We start from the raw sequence: 26,990 nt of genomic DNA, 5'->3' as shown, positions 1-26,990 counted from the left end.
AGACAACGATGTCGCTCCCGATGCCCGACTTCGCGTCCACGTTGCGGGACGCGGTCGGAGCGCGTGGCCTGTCGCTCGAACGGATCCGCGACCACCTCGCCCGCCGAGGCGTCTCGGTGAGCCTCGCGACGCTGAGCTACTGGCAGACGGGCCGCAGCCGGCCGGAACGCCGTGCGTCGCTCGCCGCCGTCACGCACCTGGAAGAAGTGCTGGAACTGGAGCCCGGCGCGTTGTCCGCCCTGCTCGCACCGGCGTTGCGCGGGAGCCGGCTGCAGAGTTCCATCAGCGCGTTCTGGCCGATGCCCGCGGTGATCGAGGACGTGGTCGGCGGGGTCGACACGCGCTGGGACTCGCGGCTGACCCGGATCAGTCAGCACGACCGCGTGACGGTCGGACCGGAACGGGGTGAGCGGTCGTTCGTGTCGCGGCAGGTGCTGCGGGCGGAGGAGGACGGGCCGGACCGGTGGGTGGTGATCCTGCACCTCGACGAGCACGACCGGCCGTTGCCGATCATCAGGCCGCTGCACAACTGCCGGCTCGGACGGGTCGTCACGCGTCCGTCCGACGGGCTGCTGGTGGCGGAGTTGTTGTTCCGGGCGCCGTTGCGGCGGGGGCAGACGGTGATCACCGAGCACGAGCTGGTGAACCAGGCGCCGTACCCGTTGGCCACCAACTACTCCCGGAAGTTCCGGAGGCCGGTGCACGAGTACGTCCTGGAGGTCACGTTCGACGCGGTTCCGCGCACCTGCCGCCGGGTCGTGCAGGACGCGGACGGGGCGCGGCAGTCGTTCGGGGTGCAGCTGGACGAGGGCGGGTCGGTGCTGGGAGTGGCCCTGAAGTTCGGGCCGGGGTGCTACGGGTTCGAGTGGACCTGGTGAACGACCGTTCACCAGGTCCACCCTTCTCCTAGACCGTGAGCGACCAGCTGCTCAGGACGCCCGTGTCACCGGGGCCGTTGTCCCCGATGCGCAGCGTCCAGCTGCCGCTCGCGGCCTCCCCTGCACCGGGGACCACGGTGAACGTCCTGCCCGCCGGGAACGGGTGGCAGCTGTAGCTGCCGCCGGGCGTGCGCAGCAGCGGATACGTGCGGCCGCTCGGCGCGACGAGCGTGACGTTCAGGTCTTCCAGACAGGTGTGGGTGGCGTCCACCTTGACCGTGATCGGGTTCTGGGCGGAGCCGGTGGCGGTGGATCGCACCGCGCTGATCGCCGTCTGGAAGTCACGGATCTGGTAGTCCGTGTCGTTCGTGAAGGTGCGCCCGCCGGTGTTGCCGGACGACGTGCGCGCGTTGACCGCTGTGGACGGCTTCGACTGGTTGCCGGCGGCGTCCAGTGCACGGACCGTGAACGTGTACGCCGTGTCAGCGGTCAGTCCGCTCACGGTCGCGGTGGTGCCCGTGACCTTCGCGGCGACCGTGCTGCCGTTGAGCACCTCGTAACCCGTCACGCCGACGTTGTCGGTCGAGGCGTCCCAAGCCAGCGAGACGCTCGACGCCGTGACTCCGGTGGAGCGGAGGTTGTTCGGTGCGGTCGGCGGTTCCGCGTCGGCGCTGCCCGGCTGGGTGCGGGCGGCGACGGCCGTGCTGGCGGCGGACGCGTTGCCCGCGGCGTCCTTGGCCTTGATGGTGAACGTGTAGTCCGTGTCCGCCTTCAGGCCCGTGACGGTCGCCGTGGTGCCGCTGACGGTTGTGGCGAGCGTGCCGCCGTTGTAGACGTCGTAGCCCGTCACCGCGACGTTGTCCGTGGACGCGTCCCAAGCCAGTGCGACGCTCGACGCGGTGGTGCCCGTCGAGCGCGGGTTGCCGGGCGCGCTGGGGGCCGCGGTGTCGCCGCCCCCGGTCACCAGGGTGAGGCTCCACTTGCGCAACGCCTCGTTGACCGGCTGGAAGATCGACAGGTCGGCGTCGTTGGTGGGGTTCTGCACGCACTTCGACGGACCGCCGTCGTGCAGGCCCACCGCCTTGTCGCCGAGCAGCCACGCGCCTCCGGAGTCGCCGCCGAGCGAGCACGCCGTGGTCCAGGTCAACCCCTCGATGACCAGGCCGCCGCCGTAGTCCACGGACTTGTTGACGTACTTGACCTCGCCGCACTGCCACTTCGAGGTGTTGCCCGAGTGGCAGACGCGGTCGCCGACCATCGCCTCGGCCGAGCCGGTCAGGGTGATGGCGGGCGAGCCGTAGGTGTTGACGACCGGGGACAGGTTCCAGCCGGACTCGGTCACCGCGACGACGCCCATGTCGCCCTCGCGTGCGTTGACGCTGCGGCTGCCGCCGACGTTCGAGGTGCCGAGGCGGTTCTGCTGGCTGATCTGCCCGTACGCGGCCTGGTTGGCGTCGTTCGTGCAGTGGCCGGCGGTCAGGAAGTGCTTGCCGCCGTTGGCATCCGTCGCGGGGAAGCCGACGGAGCAGTACGTCTCCGAGCCCGGCCACCACGGGCTGCCCGCCTGCACGGTGCCGGCCTGCTGTTGTGGCTGGGACCGCGTTTCCGCGATGTTGACGCCGCCGAGCGCCCGCACCTTCTCCAGGAACCGTTCGGTGGCCTCGGTCTTCTTCGTCGTGTTGACCGTGACGTCGACCTGGTTGTCGCGCACGTCGACGCCCCAGCTGTACACGCCGGGCACGCCGCCGCCGACCAGCTTCCTGACCTCGCCGAGCGTCCGATCGAGTTCGGCGGCACTGCGTTGCACCACAACGGCGTTGACGCCCTCGGCGCGTGCTTGCCGTGCGGCGTCCTCGGTCGGGACGGCGACGGTGAGCTTGCCGGCCGACGCGTCGAACCAGTGCCCGGCGAGCCGGCCGCGCAGGTCCTGCGACAGGCCCTGGAACCGCTGGTGGGCCTCGTTCTGCTGGGCCGCCGGATCCGGCTGGGCCGCGGCCGCGCTCTGCACGGCGTTGAGCGCGCTGATCGTCAGGACCGATCCGCACGCGGCAGCGATGAATTTGCTGCGCAATCGCATGAGTGGAACTCCTTCGCAGGCAGGGATGCCGAAACGGTATTCCGGAATACCTGCGGCCTGCGAATTTAACTTTTCGGTTCTACCTCTTCAATTCAGGCCACCGCACGTGGTCGGAGTTGATTCGGAACTCGTGCGAATGCGTCCACACGCCGCCGGTGGGGTCGCGGTGCTCGTGCTCGACGACCTCCGGGTCGTACGTGGGCCAGAGCCGCAGCGCTCCCGTCGCGCCCACGGCGGTGATCGCGCCGAGCACGACGAACGCGGTGGTGATGCCCGCGGTCGTGGCCAGCCACCCGGCCAGCGGGTAGCAGAGCAGCCAGCAGGCGTGGGACAGCGCGAAGTCCGCGGCGAACAACGCGGGCCGGTCGTGCGGGTCGGCGGAGCGGCGCAGCAGACGGGCGCCCGGCGTGAGGGCGAGCGAACATCCCGCACCGATCAACGCCCACAGCACCAGCAAAGTCGGCCAATTCCCGGCGAACACCGTGCCAGCGAACAACACGACCACGAGCGTGACCGCCGCGCGCAGCACCACAGCGCGATCCGTGAATCGTTCGAGCAGCCGGGGCAACAACAATGCCGCCGTCAGCGACCCCAGTCCGTTGGCGGCCAAGGCGATGGCGACGTCGGACGCGTCGCGACCGAGTCCGTCCCGCACGTGCGCCACGGTGTTCACGAACACCATCGAGCCCGCGGCCGCCGCGGCGAGATGCACGGCGAGAAGGCCGCGCAACCGCGGGGTGGCGAGGTAGATGCGGATGCCTCGCGTGGTGTTGTCGTACCGGCCTCCCCTGCGCGGCAACGGCTTCGGGCGCGGCAGGGTGACCGACAGGACGAGCAGGGCGGAGGCGGCGAACCCGAGCGCGGTGCCGAGGAAGAGCTCGTGGAAGCTGAAGACCGCCAGCGCAGCGGCGGCGAGCGCCGGACTGAGCAGGCTCTCCAGGTCGTAGGCCGTGCGGGACAACGTGATCGCGCGGGTGTACTCGCGTTCGCCGGGCAGCACGTCCGGGATGGTCGCCTGGAACAACGGCGTGAACGCGGCGGATCCGGCCTGCAGCAGGAAGATCAGCACGTAGACCTGCCACACCTCGCTGACCCACGGCAGCGACGCGGCCACCACGACCCGCACCAGGTCGAGAGCGATCAGCACGGCACGGCGAGGCAGCGCGCCGAGCAACGCCGTGGCGATCGGCGCCACCGTGACGTAGGCGATCATCTTGATCGCCAGCGCGGTGCCGAGCACCGCGCCCGCCTCCGCTCCGGCGAGGTCGTAGGCCAGCAGGCCGAGTGCGACGGTGGCCAGTCCCGTTCCGGTCAGCGCGACGACCTGCGCGCCGAACAGACTCCGGTACGTCGGATCGCGCAGAACGGAAATCACGGCCGCACTATATGCACGGAAATAGGTTTGCGTCGACGGTGCAATAGCCGCTACCTGGCAACAGCAACTCACTCACAACAATTCACGGTAGGGTTTTCGCCGTGACTCCGTACGACGAAGTGGCGTCCCTCTACGCCGAACTCTTCAGCGACATGCTCGACACCCGGCCGCTCGAACGCGCGATGCTGGCCGCGTTCGCCGAACTCACCGACGGGCCGGTCGCCGACCTGGGGTGCGGCCCCGGCCATCTGACCGCGCACCTGCGCTCGCTCGGGCTGGACGTGTTCGGACTCGACCTCTCGCCCGCGATGATCGCGATCGCCCGCGAGGCTCATCCGGACCTGAGGTTCGAGGTGGGGTCGATGGCCGCGCTGGACGTCGAGGACGGGGCTCTCGGCGGCATTCTGGCGTTCTACTCGGTCATCCACATGCCGCCGCGCGAACTGCCGGCCGTGTTCGCGGAGTTCTTCCGCGTGCTGAAGCCCGGCGGTCACCTGATGCTCGGGTTCTTCGCCGGTGACGACCCCGAGCCGCGGGAGTTCGACCACAAGGTGACGCTCGCCTACCGCTGGTCGCCGTCCAGCCTGGCGGATCTCCTGAAGCAGGCGGGTTTCGCCGAGGTCGGCCGGCTGGTGCGGGAACCGATCGACGGCGAACGGTTCCCGCAGGCCCAGCTGCTGGTGCGCAAGGACTAGCGGAAGACGACGGTTCCGTTGCCGTTGAGCAGAACCCGGTGCTCGCAGTGCCAGCGGACGGCCCGCGACAGGGCGAGCGCCTCGGCGTCACGACCGGCGGCGGTGAGCGCGCGGGGGTCGAAGGAGTGGTCCACGCGCAGCACCTCCTGTTCGATGATCGGGCCCTCGTCGAGGTCGGGGGTGACGTAGTGGGCCGTCGCGCCCACGTACTTCACGCCCCGGTCGTAGGCCTGGTGGTAGGGCTTGGCGCCCTTGAAGCCCGGCAGGAACGAGTGGTGGATGTTGATCACGCGGCCGGCCAGCTTGGCGCACAGGTCGTTGGACAGCACCTGCATGTACCGCGCCAGCACCACCAGATCGGCCTGGTACTCGTCGACCAGTTCGACCAGGCGTTGCTCGGCCAGGTGCTTGGTGTCGGCGGTGTTGGGCACGTGCACGAAGTCGAGCCCGGCCGCCTCCGCCATCGGGCGCAGGTCCTCGTGGTTCGAGACGATCGCGGCGATCTCACCGCCGAGACCGCCCGCTCGCCAGCGGAAGAGCAGGTCGTTCAGGCAGTGGCCGGCCTTCGACACCATCACGAGCACGCGCGGCGGCCGGTCGTCCCACAGGTCGAAGTCCATCTCGAACTGGGTCGCGACCTTCGCGAACTCACCGGCGAGGTCGTCCGCTTCGACGCCGTCGCAGGAGAACGCGGTGCGCAGGAACAACTTCCCGCGCACGTCGTCGTCGAACTGCTGGTGCTGCACGATGTCGCAGCCGTGGTCGACCAGGAACGACGTCACGGCGTGCACGATGCCCGCGCGTTCCGGGCAGTTCAGGGTCAGGGTGAACTGGGGCATCACGCCACCGCCAGGTACTCGGAGCACGCGTCCACGAGCCACGCCGCGAAGTACTCGGCGAACGACGAGCGCACGAGGACCGTGAACCGGTCGTCGCCGTTCACCTGCAGGACGATTCCCGTCCTGGCGAGCAGCGTCTGCACGCAAGTGCCGCCGGGAGCCGAAGCCGGGTGCAGGTCCACGGAACATCCGTGAGCCAGCACGTCTCGGACTTCCGGCCCTTCCAGGACCACGGTCGTGCGCTGAGCCGAAGTGTCCACAACGGACCCTCTGACAGTCCCGAGCGCGCCACGCAACACCTCCTCGATCGTGACCTGCAGGCCGGGCGGAGCCACGACGAGGAACTCGTCAGGACCCAGCCACAGCACCTCGACGTCCCCGAACTGTCCGGTACCCGAGGTGAAAGTGCAAGCGGCGGAAGGGAACCGGACGCCGAGCGCAGCCCCCATCGCCGCGCTGGCGTCCTGGTCGGACACGTGGACGGTGAGCTGCGAGCGGAACGGCACCTCGGCGGCGGTCAGCACGGGGGCGAGCGCCGCCAGCCGATCAGTCCACGCGGAGAGAGGGCTAGCCGTCACGACGGGCTCCTTCCTTGTCGTACAGCACGGATTCGGTGACGGTGACCGGCACGAGCGCGTCCTCGACGGGCACGTACAACGTCTCGCCGATGCGTTCGTGGCCCGAGCGCACCAGCGCCAACGCGAACGTTCGTCCCAACGCGGCACTCGGGTAGCTGGACGTGACGTGGCCGAGCATCCGCACCGGCGGTTCGGGCAGCCGGTCGGTCTCGACGATCTGCGACCCCTCCGGCAGCAGCACCGAGGGATCGACGGGCAGAAGCCCCACCAGCTGTTTGCGGTCTGTGCGGTTGTTCTCGGCGCGCGCGAAGGAGCGCTTGCCGATGAAGTCCGGCTTCTTCTTCGACACCGCCCACGACATGCCCAGGTCCTGCGGCGTCACCGTCGCGTCGGTCTCCTGGCCGATGATCGGGTAGCCCTTCTCCGCGCGGAGCACGTGCATGGTCTCGGTGCCGTACGGCGTGATCCCGTACTGCTCCCCCGCCGCCATCAACGCCTCCCAGACGGCGATGCCGTGCCAGGCGGTCACGTTGATCTCGTAGGCCAGCTCACCGGAGAAGCTGATCCGGCACACCCGCGCCGGAACTCCGGCGACGACGGTGTCGTGCCAGGTCATGAACTCGAACGCCTCGTTCGACACGTCCAGTGCGGGAGCGACGGCGGCGAGCACGTCCCGGGATCGCGGTCCCACCAACGGAATCGTGGCCCAGTGCTCGGTGACCGAGGTGCAGTGCACGTCGAGGTGCGGCCACTCCGTCTGCAGCCACTCCTCCATCCAGTCGAGGATCTTCGCGGCGTTGCCGGTGGTCGTGGTGATGAGGTAGCGCTCCTCGCCGACGCGGATCACCGTGCCGTCGTCGATCACCATGCCGTCGACGCCGCACATCACGCCGTAGCGGATCTTGCCGACCTTCAGCGTGCTGATCATGTTCGTGTAGAGCATGTCCAGGAACTTGCCGGCGTCCCGGCCCTGCACGTCGATCTTGCCGAGCGTCGAGCCGTCCATCATGCCGACGCTCTCCCGCGTGGCACGGCATTCGCGCAGCACGGCCGTGTGCAGGTCCTCGCCCGGCTTCGGGTAGTACCAGGGCCGCTTCCACTGCCCGACGTCCTCGAACAACGCGCCGTGCGCCACGTGCCACGGGTGGATCGCCGTGACGCGCACCGGGTCGTGCAGCTCGCCGCGGTCGCGTCCGGCCAGTGCGGCGAAGGAGATTGAGGTGTAGGGCGGGCGGAACGTCGTGGGCCGCTGGTCTTCCAGCTCGACGCCGAGCGCCTCGGCGACGATGCCCGCCGCGATCATGCCGGAGGTCTTGCCCTGGTCGTGCGCGGTGCCGATGGTCGTGTAGCGCTTGATGTGCTCCAACGACCGCAGGCCCGCGCCGGTCGCCCGCAGGACGTCCGCGACCGTCGAATCCCTTTGCAGGTCGACGAAGCTCGCGTCGTCATCGCCCGGCACCCGCCACAGCACGAGGCCGGAGCGTGCTGTGCACCGCGAGTCCGACACGGGCAGCGGAACCTGACCACCCGGCGCGAACCCGGCAGCGGTGGCGGCTTCCGCACCGGCGTCCCGTCCCTGCCTCGCACACGCGTTCAGGTCCAGCTCGCCGGTCGCGGACCCCGCGGCACGGACCGTCGAAAGCTCCTCACCCGGTACGAAAGCCCCGAGCTCCGCGTCGTAGCGCAGCTTCCCGCGGGCCTGGCTGAACAGGCTGACCACGGGGTTCCAGCCACCCGACACGAGGACGGTGTCGCAGTGAACGGTGACGTCCGGTGAAGCGGGGGCCAGTGCGCCGATCCGCACCGCGGTCACCCGTCCATCGCCCTCGGTCCCCACCACCACGTGCCCGGCGCGCACCTCGATGCCGCGTGCCGCGCACTCGGTCGCTAGCCGGGCGGGAGCCTCCTGGCGGGCGTCGACGACCAGTGCGATGTCCACACCGGACTCCGCGAGGTCGATCGCCGCGCAGTAGGCGCTGTCGTTGGTGGTGAACACGACGGCCCGCGAGCCGGGCAGCACGCCGTAGCGGTGCAGGAACGTGCGGGCGGACGAGGCCAGCATGATGCCGGGCCGGTCGTTGCCCGCGAACACCACCGGACGTTCGTGGGCACCGGTCGCGAGCACGGTCTGCCGCGTCCTGATCCGCCAGACCCGTTGCCGGGCAACGCCTTCCGGCGCCGCGAACCCGAGGTGGTCGGTGCGCTTCTGCAGGGCGAGCACGAACCCGTCCTGGTACATGCCGAACGCCGTCGTGCGCTCCAGCACCAGCACTCCCGGCGTGCTCTTGAGTTCCGCGACGATGTCCGCGACCCACTCGGCGGACGGCCGCTCGTCCAGGTACTCGTCCACGCCCAGCAACGCGCCGCCGGCCTGGTTCTGCTCGTCCACCAGCACCACCCGAGCGCCGCTGCGGGCAGCGGTCAGCGCCGCCATCAGACCAGCGGGCCCGGCGCCCACGACCAGCACGTCGCAGTGCTCGTGCTTGGCGTCGTACCGCGCCGGATCCGGTTCGGCCGCGAGCTTTCCCTGGCCCGCCAGCCCGCGCGCCACCAGACCGTCGTAGAGCTCCACGGTCGTCGCGAGCAGCATCGGCTCGGAGAAGGGTGCCTCGATCTGGACCAGCGACGTCGGGTCCTCGGAGCCCGCCGCGACGATTCCGCGCGGACGGCCGAGCTTCACGCTGCTGCCGACCTCGTGCACGCCGTTGGCGAGCAGGGCCGACGCGAGCGTGTCCCCGGGGTGCCCGGTGTAGGTCTGGCCGTTGAAGGTGAAGCGCAGCGACATGTCCCGGTCGATCGCGCCACCGGTGGGCGTGCGGAACGTCATGCGATCACCTCGGGCATGGGCTCGCCCACGCGGTAGACGGCCAGCAGGTCGTGGGTGCGGGTGTCGCGGACGGCGTTGAACCACCGCCGGCAGCCGGCGTTGTGGCTCCAGCGCTCAGCGAACGGGCCGCTCGGGTTCTCCCGGAAGAACACGTACTGGGCCCATTCCTCGTCGGTCAGCGCCGACGGGTCCTCTGGGTACGCGACGTGGGCCTGGCCGCCGTAGTGGAACTCCGCTTCCTCGCGCGGCCCGCACCACGGACACGGGATGAGTTGCATCGTCAGCTCCTACTAGTGGGCCACGGCGGCGGCGCCGTGCTCGTCGACGAGAGCGCCCGTGGTGAAGCGCTCCAGGGTGAACGGCTCGTTGAACGGGTGCGGCTTGTCGTGGGCGATGGTGTGCGCGAAGCAGTCACCGACACCGGGGGTGGCCTTGAACCCGCCGGTTCCCCAGCCGCAGTTCAGGTACAGCCCGCCCACCGGCGTGAGGCCGACGATCGGCGAGGCGTCCGGGCTGACGTCGACGATGCCCGCCCACGTCCGCAGCAGGTGCGCACGGGCGAAGACAGGGAACAGCTCCAGCGCCGCCGACATCTGCTGCTCGATGATGTGGAACGACCCCCGCTGGCCGTACCCGTTGTAGCTGTCGATGCCGGCGCCCATCACCAGTTCTCCCTTGTGCGCCTGGGAGACGTAGACGTGCACGGCGTTCGACATCACGACGGTCGGGTGCACGGGTTCGAGCAGCTCGGACACCAGGGCCTGCAACGGGTGCGAGGCGAGCGGGAGGCGCAGGCCGACCATCTTCGCGAGCACCGAGCTGTGCCCGGCGGCGCACAACGCGACCTTGCCGGCGGCGATGCGCCCACGACTCGTTTCTACTGCGGTGATGCGGCCTTGCGACGTCTCCAGTCCGGTGACCTCGCAGTTCTGGATGAGGTCGACACCCATCGCGTGCGCGGCCCGCGCGTAACCCCACGCCACGTAGTCGTGCTTCGCGATGCCCGCGCGCGGCTGGTAGGTCGCGCCCAGCACGGGGTAGCGGACGTCCGGCGAGGTGTTGACGATCGGGCAGATCTCCTTGACCCCGGCGGGATCCACCCACTCCGCGTCGATGCCGTTGAGCCGGTTGGCGTTGACCCGCCGGACGCTGTCGCGCACGTCCTGCAGGCTGTGCGCCAGGTTCAGCACCCCGCGCTGGTCGAACAGGATCGGGTAGCCGAGGTCCTCCTCCAGGCCCTCCCACAGCTTCAGCGAGTGCTCGTAGATGCCGGAGCTCTCGTCCCACAGGTAGTTCGACCGGATGATCGTGGTGTTGCGGGCCATGTTGCCGCCCGCGAGCCAGCCCTTCTCGAGCACCGCGACGTTCGTGATCCCGTGCACCTTCGCGAGGTAGTAGGCGGTCGCGAGACCGTGCCCACCCCCGCCGACGATCACGACGTCGTAGGAGGCCTTCGGTTCCGGGTTGTCCCAGAGGAAGTCCGGGTGCTCGGGCAGATGTGCTCCGGGCGGGCTGGTCATTGCGACGCCTCCAGCGAAATCATCTGGTCGACTACTGGTATATCAGTCTGTGCAGTACCGTAGGTCACATGAACGCACGGGTCAACGACGAGCCCGCCTCCGTCTCACTCACCGAACAGGCGTACGCCGTGCTGCGCGATCGCCTGGTCATGCTGGAGATCAAGCCGGGCGAGCCCATCAACGAGGACAGGCTGCGCACCGAGCTCGGCGTGGGCCGCACCCCGATCCGTGAAGCGCTGAAACGCCTGGAGCAGGAACGGCTCGTCGTCGCCTTCCCGCGCCGCGGCACGTTCGCCACCGACGTGAACATCTCCGACCTCTCGCACATCTCCGAGGTGCGCAGGACCCTGGAACCCCTCGCCGCGGCCGCCTCCGCGGAGAGGGCCACGGCCGCGGACAGGACCGCGCTCACCGAACTGCGCTCGCGCCTCGACACAGCCGCGCCTTCCGGTGACAACACCGAGCTGCTGCGCACCGACGTCGGTGTGCACCGCGCGATCTACGGGTGTGTGCACAACCCGTTCCTGGAAGACACCCTGATCTCGTACGACAACCTCGCGACCCGGATCTGGTGCGTCTTCCTGCCCCGGCTGTCCGGAATGGCCGGTCACGTCGACGAGCACGTGCCGCTCCTCACCGCGATCATCGAGGGTGACGCCAAGAAGGCGAGCGAACTCGCCTCCCAGCACGTCATCGGGTTCGAACAGGCGATCAGGGCGTTGATCTGAGTTCTTCGGCGGTCGTCGCGCAGTAGCCGGAGCAGAGCCATTCGGTGCGGCTCGGTCCGGTGCTTTCCGCACTGATCAGCTCGCCGGTGTCCGGGGAGAACGCGAGCAGGTGACCGGCGTGGGACACCGCGACCCCGAACTCCCGAGGCTCTTCCTCCAGGCCCTCGCAGTTCGCCAGGTGCAGCAGGAGAAGACGCTGCAGCGGCGGCGTGACGACCTGAGGTTCCACACCTGGCGGAACGCCTTCATCACGCCCGCGGTCGTCGTCTTCTGCGTCAGCCTGCCGAACTGGCCGGCGAAGGAGGCCTCGTCGGTGGCCGTGATGAAGAGGTCCGGTAGCTGCCCCGCTGCGTAGTCCCCGCTGGGCGGGACCATCACCTCTTCCCCCTGGGTCACCAGCAACCGTCCCGACCCGTCGGGCGCGATCCACTGCTTGCGTTCGAGGTGTTCGACGACGCTGGTCACCGTGCTTTCCCCGGTCCGGCTCAGGAAGCGGTTGGTGCGGCGATACGCACCAACCGTGTGCACGTGGTGATACCGGCCGAAGCCCGGCGGCTCCGGCGCGTGTGCCGTCTTCCCCGCGAGATCCCGCAGCAGTCGGTTCGCCCCCACAACCCACTTCTACCACCGTTTCGGCGACGTGGCCTCCTGCACCCAGCGGTGGAACTCCCCGATGTGGTGCTCGGACGGAACCAGCACACCGCCGTCCCGGTAGGCCCGCGACGACATGGCGGGCTGACACCGTTCACAAGCCTCGAAGTCCTGCTCGTTGACCCGGTGGAACAGCTCGACGGACCGCGACACGTCCTTGCCGGTGGCGACGACGTCCTTGGCGTAGAGCCAGTCGCACTCGACGATCGTGCGGTCGGCGGCCATCGGGAACATGCGGTGGATGATCACGTGGTCCGGCACGAGGTTGATGAACACCTGCGGCCGCACCGTGATCGCGTAGTACCGGCGGTCCTGCTCGGCGTCCACTCCGGACAGGTTCTCGAAGCCCTCACCGCCGTCGATCGTGAAGCCCTTGATCTCCTCGCCGAAGACCGCGCCGTGCCCGACGTAGTACTGCGCGGCGTAGCCGTCCGCGAACTCCGGCAGGACCTCCGTGAGCTCGGGGTGGATGGTGGCGCAGTGGTAGCACTCCATGAAGTTCTCGATGATGAGCTTCCAGTTGGCCTTGACGTCGTAGGTGATCCGGCGGCCCAGGTCGAGTTCGCTGACCTGGTAGTTGCCGATCGCGTCGAGGTTGCCCAGCCGCTCGCGGACGTCCTGCTGCACGGTCTCTTCGAACGACGCGGGCTCGTCGGCCAGCGACAGCCACGCGTAGCCGAGCCATTCGCGCAGGTGCACGGGCTTCAGGCCGTACTCGACGCGGTCGACGTCGGGCATCGACGTGAGGTTCGGCGCGGCCACCAGTTTGCCGTCGAGGCCGTAGGTCCAGGCGTGGTACGGGCACTGGAAGTTCCGCTTGACCGTGCCGGTCTCCTCGACGCACAGCTTGGCGCCGCGGTGCCGGCAGATGTTGAGGAACGCCCGCAAGGAACCGTCGCGCGACCGGGTCACGAGCACGCTCTCGCGTCCGATTTGGACGGTGCGGAAGTTGCCGGCGTCCGGGAGGTCGGCGCTGCGGACCGCGCAGAACCACATCCGCTCGAAGATGTTCTCCTGCTCCAGCGCGAAGATCGCCGGATCGGTGTAGGTGCTGCCGGGCAACGTGGGGATGAGGCTGGACGGCAACGAGGTCTGGGTCATGAGCGGATCCGCTTCATCTCGGGGTCGAACAGCGGTTCGGACGACACGACTGCCTGGACGCGTTCGCCGAAGTACTCGATCTCGACGGGAGTTCCCTCCGTCGCGACCTCGGCGGGCAGCCAGGCGTAGGCGATGTTCTTACCGATCGAGTAACCACGAGCCGCGCTGGTCACGTACCCGACCGGCACGCCACCGGCGAACACCGGCTCGGAACCCATGACGACCTGGAAGTCGTCCTCGATGATCAGGCAGGTGAGCTTGCGGGCAGCGGTCTCCTCGGACCGGCCCTCCAACGCCCTGCGGCCGTGGAAGTAGCCCTTGTTCATGCGGACCGCGAACCCCAGCCCCGCCTCGAACGGGTCGTGCTCGGTGGTCACGTCGGCGCCCCACGAGCGGTAGCCCTTCTCCAGCCTCATGCTGGTGAACGCGCTGCGGCCGGCGGCGATGACTCCGTGCTGCTGACCGGCCTCCCAGAGCGTGTCCCACAGGCGCCGTCCCATGTCGGCCGTGGTGTAGAGCTCCCAGCCCAGTTCACCGACGTATGACAGGCGCATCGCGGTGACCGGCACCTCGCCGATGAAGGCTTCCTGTGCCTTGAAGTACCCCATGGCCTCGTGCGAGAAGTCCGTGCGGGTCAACGGTTGCAGGAGGTTGCGCGCCTCAGGTCCCCACAGCCCGATGCAGCAGGTGCCTGGGGTGATGTCCGAGATGTGCACGCCGCCGTTGGGCGGCAGGCGGCGGCGCAGCCAGTCGAGGTCGAGCGGGCCGTTCGCGCCGACCTGGAACCGGTTCTGGCCGAGCCTCGCGATCGTCAGGTCGCTGCGCACTCCCCCGTCCTCGTTGAGCAGCAACGTGTACACCACCGCGCCGGGCTTGCGGTCGAGCTGGTTGGTGGTCATCGTCTGCAGGAACGTCAACGCCTCCGGGCCGCTGACCTCCAGTCGTTTCAACGCCGTCATGTCGAACATCGCGACCCGTTTGCGGGCGACGAGGGCCTCCGCGCCGGCGATGGGCGACCAGAACCGGGACGCCCACTCGTTGCGCTCCGGGATCTCCGCGATCTCGGGCAGCCCGGCGTTGGCCTCGTACCAGTGCGGCCGTTCCCAGCCCGACGCCTCCAGGAACACCGCGCCGAGTTCCTGCTGCCGCTCGTAGAACGGGCTGGTGCGCAACGGCCGCGGGCGTTCGGCCGGCTGCAACGGGTGCAGGACGTCGTAGACCTCGACGAACGCCCGGCAGCTGCGTTCGTGCACGTAACCGGGCGAGCGCTGGACGTCCTCGAACCGGTTGAGGTCGCAGCCGTGCAGGTCGATGCCCGGCTGGCCGTCCACCAGCCACTCGGCCATCGCCTTCGCGACGCCGGCGGAGTGCGTGATCCACACGGCTTCGGCGACCCAGAAGCCCTGCAGGCCGGGGTGTTCGCCGAGCAGCGGGTTGCCGTCCGGGGTGAAGGAGAACAGGCCGTTGACGCCCTCCTCGACCTTCGAGTCGCCGAGGACCGGCAGCAGGTCGACGGCGGCGTCCCAGGAGGTCTCGAAGTCCTCCGGGGTGAACGCGATCTCGGACGGCATGGTCGGCGCCACGTCGTGATCAAGAATGTCGTCGGCCGAGATCGGCATCGGCCGGTGCCCGTACGCGCCGATGCCGATCCGGTCGACGTGCTCGCGGAAGTACAGGTCGGCGTCCTGGTGGCGCAGCAACGGCTTCGACATCTCGGACAGCTCCGTGTTGACGCCTTTCAACGCCGCCAGCGGAGCCGTCTTCGCGTACTGGTGCGCCATCGGGACGAGCGGGATGTCGAGGTCGACCATCCGTCCGATGCGCGGGCCCCACATGCCGACGCACGACACGACGATGTCGGCGGCGAACGTGTCGTGCTCGGTGACGACGGCCTTGACGCGGCGGCCGGTGCGTTCGACGCCGGTGACCTTGTGGTGCGCCAGGAACTTCGCGCCGCGCTCCATCGCCCGGCGCGCCTGCGCTTCGGCCGCCCGCAGCGGTTTCGCGATGCCGTCGCTCGGGATGTGGAAGCCGCCGAGGATGCGGGACGGATCGAGCAACGGGTGCAGCCGCGCGCACTCCTCGGGGTCGCGCAGGTAGCTCTCGACGCCCCACGACGTCGCCCAGCCGTGGCGGCGCTTGATGTCCGTCCAGCGTTCCGGGGTGGTGGCGACCTCCAGGCCGCCGAGCTGCTGGAAGCACCACCGGTCGTCCATCGTCAGCGCCGTGTACTTCTCGACGGTGTACTTCGCGAACGAGGTCATCGTCTTGCAACCGGTGGTCTGGAAGACCAGGCCCGGCGCGTGCGAGCTCGACCCGCCCGTGGCGAACAGCGGTCCCTGTTCGAGCACGGTGATGTCGGTCCACCCACGTGCGGTGAGTTCGTCGGCGAGCGCGCATCCGACGATGCCCGCGCCGATCAGCACGACTCTCGGCTGGGTCACAGGACCACCACCGAGCGGAGCACGCGGCCGTGGTGCATGTCCTCGAACGCCTTCTCGACGTCGCCCAGCCCGATCGTCTCGGAGACGAACGCGCCGAGGTCGAGCCGGCCCTGCAGGTACAGGTCGATCAGCATCGGGAAGTCGCGGCTGGGCAGGCAGTCGCCGTACCAGGACGACTTCACCGCGCCACCGCGCGAGAACACGTCGATCAACGGCAGTTCGAGCTTCATGTCCGGGGTCGGCACACCGACGAGCACGGCGAGACCGGCGTGGTCACGGGCGTAGAAGGCCTGCTGGAAGGTCTCGGGGCGGCCGACCGCGTCGATCACGACGTCGGCGCCGTTGCCCTCGGTGAGCTCGCGGATCGTCTCGACGACGTCCTGCTCGCGGGCGTTGATCGTGTGCGTGGCGCCGAACCGCTCGGCCCACCGCAGTTTCGTGTCGTCGAGGTCGACGGCGATGATCGTGCGCGCCCCGGCCAGCCGGGCTCCCGCGATCGCCGCGTCACCGACGCCGCCGCAGCCGAGCACGGCCACGCTGTCGCCGCGGGTGACGCCGCCGGTGTTGATCGCGGCGCCGATGCCCGCCATCACGCCGCAGCCGAGCAGGCCCGCGACCTCCGCCGGTGCCTTGGGGTTCACCTTCGTGCATTGTCCACTGTGGACGAGAGTCTTCTCGGCGAACGCGCCGATGCCCAGCGCGGGCGACAGCGGCGTGCCGTCGGCGAGCGTCATGGGCTGCGAAGCGTTGTGGGTGTTGAAGCAGTACTGGGGCCGGCCGCGCAGGCAGGAGCGGCACGAACCGCACACCGCGCGCCAGTTCAGGATCACGAAGTCGCCCGGCTCCAGGTCGGTCACGCCCTCGCCGACCGCCTCGACGATCCCCGCGGCCTCGTGCCCGAGCAGGAACGGGAACTCGTCGTTGATCCCGCCCTCCCGGTAGTGCAGGTCGGTGTGGCACACCCCGCACGCCTGCACCTTCACCAGCGCCTCGCCCGGACCGGGATCGGGCACGAGGATCGTCTCGACCGAGACCTTCGCTCCGCGCCCCGCCGCCACGACACCCTTCACCGCATGTGCCACTTCGTTCGCTCCTGTCAGCGAGTTCCGTAATACGCAACGCAGTTCGCATTATGCAACTAGCGGCATCACGGTGCGGCTCGCCGGAGCCGTTGTCAAGACCTTGTCGCACGGACGGAGGCACCCCGAACGGCAGCGAGCCCCCGGCCGTGACCGAGGGCTCGCTGTGCGTGAACGCCTTTCACAGCACGGAATGCCCCATTCGCACCGAAAGGTCGCGCGACGCCACCCGCAGCTCCTCGACGATCTCCGGCATGCGCTTCTGCGAGAGCCGGTAGGCCGGACCGGCGGCGCTGATCGCCGCCACGACGTCGCCGTGCGAACCGAACACCGGTACCGCGACCGCGTGCAGACCAGCCTCCAGCTCCTCCATGCAGGTCGCGAACCCGTCCTCGGCCGTGCGTTGCAGCACGCACCGCAGCTTCACGGGATCGGTGATCGTGCGCGGGGCGCAGGGCTCCAGCTCGCCCGCCAGCAGGCGGTCCTGGTCGTCGGCCGACGCGGCGGCGAGCAGGACCTTGCCGCTCGACGTGGCGTGCAACGGCGTGCGCTGGCCGACCCAGTTCTGCGCCGCCACCGCGGAACCGCCCCGCGCCTGGCTCACGTTCAGCGCGACGCCGCTGTCGAGGATCGCGATGTTGACGGTCTCGCCCAGCCGGTCGGCGAGCTCCGTGCAGACCGGTCCGCCCACCCGGACGTAGTCGAGCTGGCCGGTCACGGCGCCCGCGAACCGGAGCATGCCGAGGCCGATCCGGAACGGGCCGCGTTCGCCGTCCTGCTCCACGAGATCGCGGGCCTGAAGCGTGTAAACGAGTCTGGACGCGGAGGACTTGTGCACGCCGAGCTCGGCGGCGATCTCGGTGATCCCCGCTTCCCCGTTGCGGGCCAGCAGCTCCAGCACCGCCACTGCCCGATCGACCGATTGCACAAGCCCGTTGTTGCTCATTACGCAACCGTAACCGATTAGTGCAACAACCCCAGACAGCCCAAACGCACCTTGACGCGTCCCGCGTTCTGCCTCATTCTGCTGTTGCGTATCGCACATCGCGTTCCGTAATACGCAACGGAGGGGTTCGAGATGATCACCGCTTGCGCCGTGGCCGATCTTCCAGTCGGCGAATCCGTGCGGATCGACGGCGACCCGGCGATCGCCGTCTTCAACGCGGACGGCGAGTTCTACGCGATCGACGACACGTGCACCCACCAGGACGCGTCGCTGTCGGAGGGCTGGCTGGAGGGCTGCTTCGTCGAGTGCCCGCTGCACGCGGCGAGCTTCGACCTGCGCACCGGCGTCCCGACGTGCCTGCCCGCCAAGAGGGCGGTGCGCACGTACCCGGTCGTCGTGCAGGACGGGATGATCTACGTGGACACGGGCAGCCGCGAGGCCGTGGCGTGAAAACGGTCGCCGTGGCCGGTGCCTCGCTGGCCGGGCTGCGGTCCGTGGAGGAACTGCGCAAGCAGGGCTTCGACGGACGGATCGTGGTCATCGGCGAGGAACCCCACGCGCCCTACGACCGGCCGCCGCTGTCCAAGGCGTTCCTCAACGGCACGATGCAGGCTGAGGACCTCGCACTCTCCGACGACGACCTCGGCGCCGAATGGCGGCTCGGCGTCCGCGCCGACCAGCTCGATCCCTCGACCGGCTCGCTGTACCTGTCGACCGGCGAGATCCTGCGCGCGGACGGCGTGGTGATCGCGACCGGCGGCCGCCCCCGCACCCTTCCCGGCACCGCGGACCTGGCCGGCGTCCACACGCTGCGCACCCTGGACGATGCCGTCGCGCTGCAGGCGGATCTGCGGCCAGGTGCACGTGTCGTAGTCGTCGGCGCGGGATGGATCGGCGCCGAGGTCGCGTCCACGTGCCGTGGGCTCGGCCACGAGGTGACCGTCGTCGAGGCCGCGCCGGTGCCGATGGAACGCGCGCTCGGCCCCGTTCTCGGCAAGCTCTGCGCCGACCTGCACGCCGACCACGACGTCAACCTGCGCCTGGGCGTCGGCGTGGCTTCGTTCGCGCACAACGGTTCCAGGGTGACCGGTGTACTGCTGCGCGATGGCACGCACCTGCCCGCCGACGTCGTGGTGGCCGGGATCGGCATGGAACCCGCGACCGGCTGGCTCGCCGGCTCAGGCCTCGCCGTGGACAACGGCGTGCTGTGCGACACCGGCTGCGTCACGTCGATCGCGTCCGTTGTCGCTGTGGGCGATGTGGCCTGTTATCGCGCTGCCACGGGAGATCACGTCCGGCACGAGCACTGGACGAACGCCTCGGAACAGCCGGTCGTCGCCGTCCGCAACCTCCTCGCGGGTGCGACCGTGGAGACGTTCCGGCCGTCCGGGTACGTCTGGTCCGACCAGTACGGCGTCCGCCTGCAACTCGCGGGCGAGACCGGCGGCGCGGACGAGGTGGCCGTGATCGACGGGTCGCCGGACGACCGCAGGTTCGTCGCCGAGTTCCGCCGCGCCGGCCGGCCCGTCGGGCTGCTCGCCATGAACAACGCCAAGCTGTTCGGCCGCCTGCGCCGTCAGCTCACCGCTCCCGTGTCATAGGCAGTCCAGGATGGCGGCCGTCCGCTTCTCCAGGTGCGGCCGCACGTCGTAGCCGGTGAAGATCCACGGCGAACGCTTCTCCATGCCCGCCAGCACCATCTCGCCCACGGCGTCGATGCCCGGCCCGCTCCGGAGGAACGCCTCGACGCCGGGCACGAGGTCGTCCCGCACCGCGACGCCGGCGCTCGCCGCCCTGGTGTTGGCGATGATGCCCGTGTCGACCGGCCCAGGACACAGCACGCTGACGTCGATGCCGTGCCCGGCCACGTCGTGGCGCAGCGACTCGGACAGACCGACGACCGCGAACTTGGCCGTCGCGTACAGCACGTTCCCGTCGGTCACGAGCCCGGCGCCCGACGAGGTGTTCACGACGTAACCAGCCCGCCGCTCGATCATCCGCGGCAGGAACGTCTGGATCCCGTTGACCACTCCGGTCAGGTTCACGCCGAGGGCCAGGTCCCACTTGGCGTAGGTCAGCTCAGCGGCGGGGGCGTACGGCGCGATGCCGGCGTTGTTGAACAGCAGGTCCACCAGCCCGAGCGCGCGTTCGGCCTGGTCGGCGGCCTGCTCGAACGCCTCCCGGTCGCGCACGTCCAGCCGGAACGTCTCCACGGCCGCCACCTGCGACAGCTCCTTCGCGGCGCGAGCCAGCGACTCCTCGTCGACGTCGGCCAGCGCGAGACGCACACCCCGGTGCGCGAGCGCCCGCGCGATGCCCAGGCCGATCCCCCTGCCGCCGCCGGTCACGAAGGCGGCCGATCCCGTCCAGTCCCGCATGGGAACACCTCTCTATGTTGATCTGATGACACTGTGCTGGCTAACACAGTAGCCTGCTCAGCATGCCTCTCAGTCAACAATCGGCTCCGACGTCGCTCCGCCAAGTCCTCGCCGGGGGCGGCCGCGCCACCATCGGCGTGCTGGTCGGACTCCAGGTGCTGGACAGCGTCGACAACGTGATGTTCGTGGTCTTCGCGCCCGAGATCCGCGAGTCGCTCGGCATCAGCACCGCGGCTGTCGGCGTCGTCGGCGCACTGGCCGGGGTGATGGTCGCGCTCGCCGCACTGCCGCTCGGTCTGCTGGGCGACCGGCACCGCCGCACGACGATCGCGGGCGTCGCCACCCTCGTCTGGGCCGCGGCGGCCGGGGTGCTGGGGATGGTCCAGCACCTCTGGCAGGCCGTCGCGGTGCGCGTGGTCGCGGGCGTCGGCAAGGCCAACGAGGGCCCGATCCAGTCGTCACTGCTGGTCGACGCCTACCCGCCCGCCGGGCGAGGGCGGGTGCTCGGGCTGCACCGCGGCGGGCAACCCCTCGGCACCGTCGCCGGTCCCCTGCTGGCGGCGGCCTTCGCGGCGTTCATCCCCGCCGAGCACGAACCGTGGCGCTGGGCGTTCGCCTTCCTCGCCGTGCCCGCGCTGCTGCTCGGCCTGGCCGCGCTGCGCCTGCCCGAACCGGTCCGGGAGCACGCCACGACCACACCGCGCGGGGCGTTGAAGGACCTCAGGAAGATCCCGACGTTGCTGGGGGTGATGGTCGCGCTCGGGGCGTTCGGCATCTCCGTGACGACGGTGCCGATCTACCTCAACGTGATCCTCGAAGAGCAACTCGGGCAGGGCGCGGCGGCGCGCGGCGTGATCACGGCGGTCTGCGCGGCAGGCGGCCTGCTCGGCGCGGCGCTCGGCGGGATCCTGAGCGACCGGCTGTTCCGGCGCAGTCCCCCGGCGTGCCTTCATCTCGCGGCCGGCGCGCTTTCCGTGCTGGGCATCGGGTTCGCGGTGCAGGCGTACGCACAGGACGTGACGACCTACGTGGTGATCGGGGTCGTCATCCAGGCGATGACGTACGCCGGCATCGTGCCGCTGAGCCTGGTCGTGGCCTCGGTGACGCCGAAGGAGTTCCGGGCGACGGCGTTCGCGCTGGTCGGCGTCTTCACGGCGGTGGTCGGCGGGCTCGGCGGCGCGGCGCTCACCGGCGTCGCGGAGAAGCTCTGGGGCGTGCAGGTCGCGGTCGTCGTGATCGCGCCGGTGGCCTCGGTCGCCGCAGGTCTGGTGTTGATCGGGACGGCTCGTCACGTGCGGGGCGACATCGCCAGGGTCGTACGATGATCGCCGTGAACTCCCCTGGGCAGCGCCGGATCGACGAGATCGGCGACGAGAGCCGCCGCCGCATCCTGGACGCCGCCGAGGAGCTCTTCGCCGAACGCGGGTTCGACCGCACGTCCTTTGTGGACATCGCGAAGCGGTCGGGAATCAGCCGCGGCTCCATCCCGTGGCACTTCAAGAACAAGGACGGCCTCGTGATGGCCGTGGTCGAGCGCGTGGTCGGGCGGATCTGGCCGGCCGAGCGCTACGAGGCCGTGCCGTCGCTGACCGAGGTGTTCGCGGAGACTGCCGAACTGCTCAGGAGCGGCAACTCCGCCCTGGTGTTCATGATCCTGGTCGAGGCGCTGAGCGACCGCGGTGTCGTGCACGAGCAGTACCGGGAGTTCTTCGCGCGGCGCCGCGAGGGCATCGAGACCCTGCTGCGCCTCAAACGCCCGGCCACCGCCGATCCGGAGAAGGCCGCCGAGCAGGAGCGCACCGCCGCCGTGGCGCTCAACGGCGCGCTCCTGGGCATCCACCTGCAGGCACTCGTCGATCCGGGCAACGTCGACCTCGACGCGGCACTGGTGTCGATCGCGGCCATGTTCGACCGGAACCTCGCCGACGTCTGGCGCTAACGCAGCCGTCCGAGGATCAGGTCGATGTCCGCCTCCGAGGTGCGGTGGTTGGTGACGCAGGCGCGGATGCCCCGCTTCCCCGCCACCACAACGGGTCCGAGCAGCGCGACGTTCTCGGCGGCCAGCGTCTCGAGCAACTTCGTGTGCTCCTCGGGCGAAGCGCCGTCCACCTGGAAGCACACCGCGGTCAGCGTCACGGGGGCCAGCAACGTGAGTCCGGGCGTGGCCGAGATGCCGTCGCCCAACCGCCGCGCCAGCGCGAGAGTGCGCTCGTTCGCCTCCCGGAACGCCGACACCCCGAACGCCTGCAACGCGCTCCACACCTTGAAAGCCTTGAAGTTGCGGGAGAGCTGCGGCCCGTAGTCCATGTAGTCGGTCATCAACGGGTCGTCGGCGATCGTCAGGTACGAGGAGTCGAACGCGTAGGCGTCGCGCAGCTTCGAGCCGTCGCGGACGAGCAGGCACCCCGCCTCCAGCGAGGCGAACAGCAGCTTGTGCGGGTCGAGCGTGATCGAGTCGGCGCGGGCACAGCCGCCCATCAGGCCGCGCATCCCCTCTGACAGCAGGAAAAGCGCACCGTAGGCACCGTCGACGTGCAGCCACAGGTCCTGCTCGGCGCACAGGTCCGCGATCGTGTCGATCGGATCGACCGAGCCGGTCGACACCGTGCCGCAGGTCGCGACGACACACCACGGCCGCAGACCGTCGGTGCGATCCTGCGCGATTGCTTTGCGCAGCGCGGAAACATCCATGCGGTGCGACGAATCCGTGGCGATGTGGCGGACGTTGTCCAGGCCGATGCCGAGGATCGCGGCGGCCTTGTCGACGCTGCGGTGCGCCTCGACGGAGGTGTAGACGACCAGCGGGGCCGCGTCGCGCTGCAGTCCGGTGGCGTGGAAGCCGGGCACCCGGTCGTGCAGCGCCGTGGCCAACGCCTGGAGCGTCGCGAGCGAACCACCACCGGTCAGGATTCCCTTGGCGGCAGCGGAAAATCCGACGACCGAGGCCAGCCACTCCAGCACGGAGCGCTCGACCACGCTGGCCGCCGGGGACAGCTGCCAGAAGTTGCAGTTCTGGTTGATCGCGGCGGCCAGCGCCTCGGCGTACGGGGCGATGCCGTGGGGCGGCCCGAGGACGTAGGCGAGGAACCGCGGGTGCGCCACCGCCGTCGAGTTCGGCAGGATCGTGTCCTCCCAGCTGTCGAACAGCGCGTCCACGCCGATCCCGCGCTCCGGCATCGGCGCGGCGAGCAACGCGGCCAGTGCGTCCCGGTCCGGCGCCGGGAGGATGTCGGCCTTGGGCAGGCCGCGCTCGTAGCCGTCCAGCATCGCGAGCAGCCGCGCTCCGGCCCTGTCGCGTTCGTCGTCAGTCAGCAGAAGTTCGTTCACGACAAGCAGATTAGGCCCCCAAGACCGGCACGCGATTGCCACTTCGACCCTGGAAGCGACCGATCGTGGCATGATCTGCCAGTGGACCGCATCGACCGCGCAATCATCCGCCTCCTCCAGGAGGACGGCCGCCTCACCAACACCGAACTGGCCGACAAGGTGGGCCTCACGCCGTCGCCGTGCCTGCGGCGCGTGCGGGCGCTGGAGGAGGCCGGGGTGATCACCGGCTACCACGCGGCCGTCGACCCCGCCGCGCTCGGCCGGGGCTTCCGCGTCCTCGTGCACATCGACCTCGCCGCGCAGGACACGGCGACCATCGAGGCGTTCGAGGCGAAGATCGCGGAGATCGACGCCGTCGAGCACTGCGTGCGGATGTTCGGGCAGCCCGACTACCACCTGTGGGTCTCCGTCGCCGGCCTCGCCGCCTACGAGCAGCTCTACATGTCCGCACTCACGAGACTGCCGGGCGTGGCGCGCACGAACTCGCAGTTCCCGATGAAGACGGTGAAGAGCTAGGCCGTGTCCTGCGAGTTCATTGGGCGACAGTGGCAGCCGAGAGACCCGGAGACGGCACCGCCTCCGGGTCTCTCGCCCGCGCCTCTCACCGAACGAACTTGCAGGACACGACCTAGGCGAGGTCCTCGGCCTGCAGCTCGGCCCGCGACGACACCCCGAGCTTGCGAAGCACCCGTGCCGCGTGCTGCTCGACGGTCCGCGGCGACAGGAACAGCACGTCGGCGATCTTCCGGTTGGTGTGCCCGGCGACCAGCAGCCGCGCGACCTCCTGCTCGCGCGGCGACAGTTCGTCGCCGTACCCGCGCCTGCCCCGCCGCGACGGCTTGCCGCCACCGATGCCGCGCAACTGGTGCCGGCACCGGGCCGCGTCGCGGGTGGCGCCCAGGCCGTCGAACGTGTCGACGAGCGCCGACAGGATCTCCGCCGCCTTCTCCTGGTCGCCGGGCAGCAGGCAGGCGGCCTCGCGTTCGGCGACCAGCGCGGTGAGGTACGGCGCGGGCAGCGCCGTGTACCTGTCGGCGGCCTCCCGGTAGAGCGACACGGCGGGGTCGAGCTGACCGCGTGCCTCGGCGAGCAGACCGCGGCACCAGGCCAGGGCGGCGAACGCCATCGGGGCGTCGCGATCCTCGATGCCCGCGGCGATCTCCTCGATCAGCGTCTCGGCGTCGGTCTCGCGACCGGCGGCGAGGAACGTGGCCACGGCGACCGGGCCCAGTTCGGTCGCCCACACCCACACGCCCTTCGCACGGACGATCGCCAGGCCGCGGTCGACGTCCACGCAGGCACGGGTGATCTCGTCCTGGGCGAGCATGGTCCTGGCGAGAGCAGCGCACCCGGCGACGGCCACCGGGGCGATCGACTCCTCGGGGGCGAACGCTCCGGTCTCGGTGAGGTAGCTGGTCGCCTCCGCCCACTCGCCGCGGGCCGTCGCCAGCGATCCCAGGATCAGGCACAGCTCGCTGGCCAGCGGAAACAGGTCGCGATACTCGTCGAGCAGGGTCACCGCGCGCTCGGCGAGGCCGTCCCAGTCGCCAGTGAGCCAGTCGAGCCGGGCCCTGGTCGCGTGCGCGGTGCTCGCGACGAACGGGGCACCGCACTCCGCCGCATACCTCAGGCCGTTGCGCAGCAGGTCGGCGCACAGCTCGAAGTGGCCGGTCGTGGTCAGCGCGTCGGCGAGGTTGCAGTGGGCGCGGGCGAGCTGGCGCAGTTCGCCGGGGGTGGAGGCGGGCAGGAACTCGAGCCGCTGCAGCACCGCCGGGTCACCGGTGTGCATTCGTGACCCGATCTCGTTGGCGTACAACGACATCTTCAGCTCGGGATCGTCGGACTCGGCACGGAAGCGGACCGCCTGGTCGAGCCACGGCGCCACCTCGCTCATCGGGGTGCCCCCCAGGTAGGACAGTCCCAGCACGGCGGCCCCGCGGGCGGCCAGGTCAGGGCGCTCGGTGAGGTCGGCGACCGCGCGTTCGAGCTCGGAACGGGCCTCCTCGACACCACCCGCCTGCCGGATCAGCAGCACGCCCCGGTAGAGGCGCACCTGACCGCGCGCGGCGGTCGACAGGCGTCGGTCGGACAGCAGGCGTTCGAGCGCCTCGGTCGGATCGAGCTGGTCCAGGCCCTGGTGGGCGATCTGACCGAGCTTGATCGCGAGCCGGTCCACGTCGTCCGCGGGCACGGCGGGGTCGAGCAGCAGCCGTTGCAGCAGGGCGGTCGCCGTGGTCGCGTCGCCGTTCTCCACGGCCCTGTCCGCGGCGGCCTCGCCGTAGTGCAGCCACGCCGACGTGCGCCCGGCGCGTTCGCTGTGCTCGGCGAGCTGCACCAGCGGACGCGGTTCGACCTGGTCGAGCACCTCGACGGCGCGACGGTGCAGTTCCTGACGGTCCGGCCCGCTCAAAGTGTCGTACACGGCCTGCTGAGCCAGCGCGTGCCGAAAGCCGTACCGCCGTGCGTCGACCTCGTGCAGAACATGGCCTGTCAGCGCGTGCGTCAGGGCGGCACGACTCTCACCGATCTCGGCCACCTCGCCGAGCAGTTCGACGGACGCGGGCGCGCCCAGCACCGCGGCGGCCTGCACCAACCGGGTAGCAGCGGCGGGCAGCGCGGCGAGACGCTCGGAGATGGCGTCGCGCAGCAGCACGGGCACGTCCACGTTGTCGAGCAACCGACGGGCCGTGGCGCCGTCCGCGTGCACCGCACCGGCGGGATTCCGCAACGCCCGCAACGTTTCCTCGACCACGAACGGGATGCCCGCCGTGCGTTCGTGCAGCTTGGCCGCGAACTCCAGCGACACGGACTCGCCGTCGAGGATCGCGGACGTCAGCGCCCGCACCTCGGCCACGTCGAGCGGCTGGAGTTCGAGCAACGCGCTGGTGATCCCGGTGGGCGGCCGGTACGCCGATCCGAGCGGAACGCCACCCGGCACGTCCTCGCGCCGGTAGGTGACCACGATCGACAGGTTCGCCGGCGGGTCGCCCATCAGGAACCGCAGCAGCTGCCGGGACCCGTCGTCGGCCCAGTGCAGGTCCTCGACGACCAGCAGCACCGGCCCGAGCACGCCGAGCAGCTCGCGCATGCCGCGGAACAACCGGTGCCGGTCGGCCCGGGGATCACCGGTCGGAGGTGGCGGCGCGGGCAGGTACTCGGCGAGTTCCGGCAACAGCGAACCGAGCACACCGGACACCGGGCTGAGCCGCGAATGGTTGCGCGCCAAGCGTTCCGTGCAGTCGCGCAACGCCTCCAGCACCGCGCCGTACGGAAACGGCTCCCCCACCGGCTGGCAGTGGCCCATGAGGACGGAGATCGGGCCGAGGTCCGAGTCGAGCAGCTCGCGCACCAGCCGTGACTTACCGACGCCGGCCTCGCCCTCGATCATGATCACCGCGGGGTGGCTCGGCACGGCGGCGCGCAGCGCGCCGAGCTGGTCACCTCGCCCCACCAGCACCGGCGAGCTCGTGCGCATCAGTCCGCCGGGGTCGCAGCGCCGCGCCCTGGACTTCGGTGTCCGGCTCATCCGCACCGATGTTAGGCGAAA

At 70.1% G+C, this 26,990-nt stretch carries 23 protein-coding genes; 8 read left to right on the top strand and 15 right to left on the bottom strand.

Annotated features, from left to right (window positions below):
- Window positions 1-8: 8 nt before the first annotated feature.
- On the top strand, window positions 9-878 hold the full coding sequence (locus tag ACIQF0_RS09055) for an XRE family transcriptional regulator (protein ID WP_360029829.1): 870 nt from the start codon (window positions 9-11) through the stop codon (window positions 876-878).
- A 28-nt stretch (window positions 879-906) separates the two neighbouring features.
- Here the strand turns inward: ACIQF0_RS09055 and ACIQF0_RS09050 are convergent, their stop codons facing one another.
- Both ACIQF0_RS09050 and ACIQF0_RS09045 read right to left on the bottom strand, forming a co-directional pair.
- The gene (locus ACIQF0_RS09050; protein ID WP_401026415.1) at window positions 907-2,955 is read right to left on the bottom strand and encodes a fibronectin type III domain-containing protein; all 2,049 of its coding nucleotides are present in this window, start codon (window positions 2,953-2,955) and stop codon (window positions 907-909) included.
- Between the two features lie 79 nt (window positions 2,956-3,034).
- Window positions 3,035-4,330 (bottom strand): MFS transporter, encoded by a 1,296-nt coding sequence (locus ACIQF0_RS09045; protein ID WP_401026413.1) that lies wholly within the window; start codon window positions 4,328-4,330, stop codon window positions 3,035-3,037.
- 152 nt (window positions 4,331-4,482) lie between these two features.
- Here ACIQF0_RS09045 and ACIQF0_RS09040 point away from each other — a divergent pair, with 152 nt between their 5' ends.
- Window positions 4,483-5,025, top strand: coding sequence for a class I SAM-dependent DNA methyltransferase (locus tag ACIQF0_RS09040; RefSeq protein ID WP_401027764.1), 543 nt, complete (start codon window positions 4,483-4,485; stop codon window positions 5,023-5,025).
- On the opposite strand, the gene purU is transcribed toward ACIQF0_RS09040, so the two are convergent.
- From purU to ACIQF0_RS09015, 5 genes are read right to left on the bottom strand one after another with little or no spacing between them, the layout of a single operon-like run.
- Window positions 5,022-5,864, bottom strand: a complete 843-nt coding sequence (gene purU / locus ACIQF0_RS09035) for a formyltetrahydrofolate deformylase (RefSeq protein WP_401026410.1) — start codon at window positions 5,862-5,864, stop codon at window positions 5,022-5,024. The two genes, ACIQF0_RS09040 and purU, sit on opposite strands and share 4 nt — an antisense overlap.
- Window positions 5,864-6,442: a sarcosine oxidase subunit gamma gene (locus ACIQF0_RS09030; RefSeq protein WP_401026406.1), complete on the bottom strand. Its 579-nt coding sequence runs from the start codon at window positions 6,440-6,442 to the stop codon at window positions 5,864-5,866. The genes purU and ACIQF0_RS09030 overlap by 1 nt, the downstream gene beginning before the upstream one ends.
- On the bottom strand, window positions 6,432-9,269 hold the full coding sequence (locus ACIQF0_RS09025) for a 2Fe-2S iron-sulfur cluster-binding protein (RefSeq protein ID WP_401026403.1): 2,838 nt from the start codon (window positions 9,267-9,269) through the stop codon (window positions 6,432-6,434). The genes ACIQF0_RS09030 and ACIQF0_RS09025 overlap by 11 nt, the downstream gene beginning before the upstream one ends.
- Complete coding sequence (locus tag ACIQF0_RS09020) at window positions 9,266-9,547, bottom strand: sarcosine oxidase subunit delta (protein ID WP_093601803.1); 282 nt, start codon at window positions 9,545-9,547, stop codon at window positions 9,266-9,268. The genes ACIQF0_RS09025 and ACIQF0_RS09020 overlap by 4 nt, the downstream gene beginning before the upstream one ends.
- A 12-nt stretch (window positions 9,548-9,559) precedes the next feature.
- Entirely contained in the window at window positions 9,560-10,789 is a 1,230-nt protein-coding gene (locus ACIQF0_RS09015) for a sarcosine oxidase subunit beta family protein (protein WP_093601805.1), read from the bottom strand.
- 68 nt (window positions 10,790-10,857) lie between these two features.
- Between ACIQF0_RS09015 and ACIQF0_RS09010 the strand changes: the two genes are divergently transcribed.
- Window positions 10,858-11,517 (top strand): GntR family transcriptional regulator, encoded by a 660-nt coding sequence (locus ACIQF0_RS09010; protein ID WP_401026398.1) that lies wholly within the window; start codon window positions 10,858-10,860, stop codon window positions 11,515-11,517.
- A gap of 75 nt (window positions 11,518-11,592) precedes the next feature.
- Here the strand turns inward: ACIQF0_RS09010 and ACIQF0_RS09005 are convergent, their stop codons facing one another.
- From ACIQF0_RS09005 to ACIQF0_RS08985, 5 genes are all read right to left on the bottom strand, one after another.
- On the bottom strand, window positions 11,593-12,129 hold the full coding sequence (locus ACIQF0_RS09005; RefSeq protein ID WP_401026396.1) for a hypothetical protein: 537 nt from the start codon (window positions 12,127-12,129) through the stop codon (window positions 11,593-11,595).
- 9 nt (window positions 12,130-12,138) lie between these two features.
- Window positions 12,139-13,269: an aromatic ring-hydroxylating dioxygenase subunit alpha gene (locus tag ACIQF0_RS09000; protein ID WP_401026393.1), complete on the bottom strand. Its 1,131-nt coding sequence runs from the start codon at window positions 13,267-13,269 to the stop codon at window positions 12,139-12,141.
- The gene (locus ACIQF0_RS08995; protein WP_401026391.1) at window positions 13,266-15,713 is read right to left on the bottom strand and encodes an FAD-dependent oxidoreductase; all 2,448 of its coding nucleotides are present in this window, start codon (window positions 15,711-15,713) and stop codon (window positions 13,266-13,268) included. Before ACIQF0_RS08995 ends, ACIQF0_RS09000 begins: the two co-directional genes overlap by 4 nt.
- Window positions 15,710-16,795, bottom strand: coding sequence for an S-(hydroxymethyl)mycothiol dehydrogenase (locus ACIQF0_RS08990; RefSeq protein ID WP_401026389.1), 1,086 nt, complete (start codon window positions 16,793-16,795; stop codon window positions 15,710-15,712). The genes ACIQF0_RS08995 and ACIQF0_RS08990 overlap by 4 nt, the downstream gene beginning before the upstream one ends.
- Before the next feature lie 178 nt (window positions 16,796-16,973).
- A complete protein-coding gene (locus ACIQF0_RS08985; RefSeq protein WP_401026386.1) occupies window positions 16,974-17,738 on the bottom strand; it encodes an IclR family transcriptional regulator in 765 nt (254 codons plus the stop codon).
- A gap of 132 nt (window positions 17,739-17,870) precedes the next feature.
- Between ACIQF0_RS08985 and ACIQF0_RS08980 the strand changes: the two genes are divergently transcribed.
- Window positions 17,871-18,188: a bifunctional 3-phenylpropionate/cinnamic acid dioxygenase ferredoxin subunit gene (locus ACIQF0_RS08980; protein WP_401026383.1), complete on the top strand. Its 318-nt coding sequence runs from the start codon at window positions 17,871-17,873 to the stop codon at window positions 18,186-18,188.
- Window positions 18,185-19,339: an NAD(P)/FAD-dependent oxidoreductase gene (locus tag ACIQF0_RS08975; protein ID WP_401026381.1), complete on the top strand. Its 1,155-nt coding sequence runs from the start codon at window positions 18,185-18,187 to the stop codon at window positions 19,337-19,339. Before ACIQF0_RS08980 ends, ACIQF0_RS08975 begins: the two co-directional genes overlap by 4 nt.
- Here ACIQF0_RS08975 and ACIQF0_RS08970 read toward each other — a convergent pair.
- A complete protein-coding gene (locus tag ACIQF0_RS08970) occupies window positions 19,334-20,116 on the bottom strand; it encodes an SDR family oxidoreductase (protein ID WP_401026379.1) in 783 nt (260 codons plus the stop codon). The two genes, ACIQF0_RS08975 and ACIQF0_RS08970, sit on opposite strands and share 6 nt — an antisense overlap.
- Before the next feature lie 62 nt (window positions 20,117-20,178).
- On the opposite strand from ACIQF0_RS08970, the gene ACIQF0_RS08965 reads away from it, so the two are divergent.
- The gene (locus tag ACIQF0_RS08965; RefSeq protein WP_401026377.1) at window positions 20,179-21,441 is read left to right on the top strand and encodes an MFS transporter; all 1,263 of its coding nucleotides are present in this window, start codon (window positions 20,179-20,181) and stop codon (window positions 21,439-21,441) included.
- 5 nt (window positions 21,442-21,446) lie between these two features.
- A complete protein-coding gene (locus tag ACIQF0_RS08960; protein WP_401026374.1) occupies window positions 21,447-22,055 on the top strand; it encodes a TetR/AcrR family transcriptional regulator in 609 nt (202 codons plus the stop codon).
- On the opposite strand, the gene ACIQF0_RS08955 is transcribed toward ACIQF0_RS08960, so the two are convergent.
- On the bottom strand, window positions 22,052-23,443 hold the full coding sequence (locus ACIQF0_RS08955) for a pyridoxal phosphate-dependent decarboxylase family protein (protein WP_401026371.1): 1,392 nt from the start codon (window positions 23,441-23,443) through the stop codon (window positions 22,052-22,054). The two genes, ACIQF0_RS08960 and ACIQF0_RS08955, sit on opposite strands and share 4 nt — an antisense overlap.
- An 81-nt stretch (window positions 23,444-23,524) precedes the next feature.
- Between ACIQF0_RS08955 and ACIQF0_RS08950 the strand changes: the two genes are divergently transcribed.
- Entirely contained in the window at window positions 23,525-23,959 is a 435-nt protein-coding gene (locus ACIQF0_RS08950) for an Lrp/AsnC family transcriptional regulator (RefSeq protein ID WP_401026369.1), read from the top strand.
- 112 nt (window positions 23,960-24,071) lie between these two features.
- Here ACIQF0_RS08950 and ACIQF0_RS08945 read toward each other — a convergent pair whose 3' ends face one another.
- Window positions 24,072-26,969, bottom strand: coding sequence for an ATP-binding protein (locus ACIQF0_RS08945; protein ID WP_401026367.1), 2,898 nt, complete (start codon window positions 26,967-26,969; stop codon window positions 24,072-24,074).
- Window positions 26,970-26,990: the final 21 nt, after the last annotated feature.

It is taken from the genome of Lentzea sp. NPDC092896 (assembly GCF_044754905.1).
In the GTDB taxonomy this organism is placed as follows: Bacteria; Actinomycetota; Actinomycetes; order Mycobacteriales; family Pseudonocardiaceae; genus Lentzea.
This window is presented reverse-complemented; position numbering and strand designations above follow the sequence as displayed.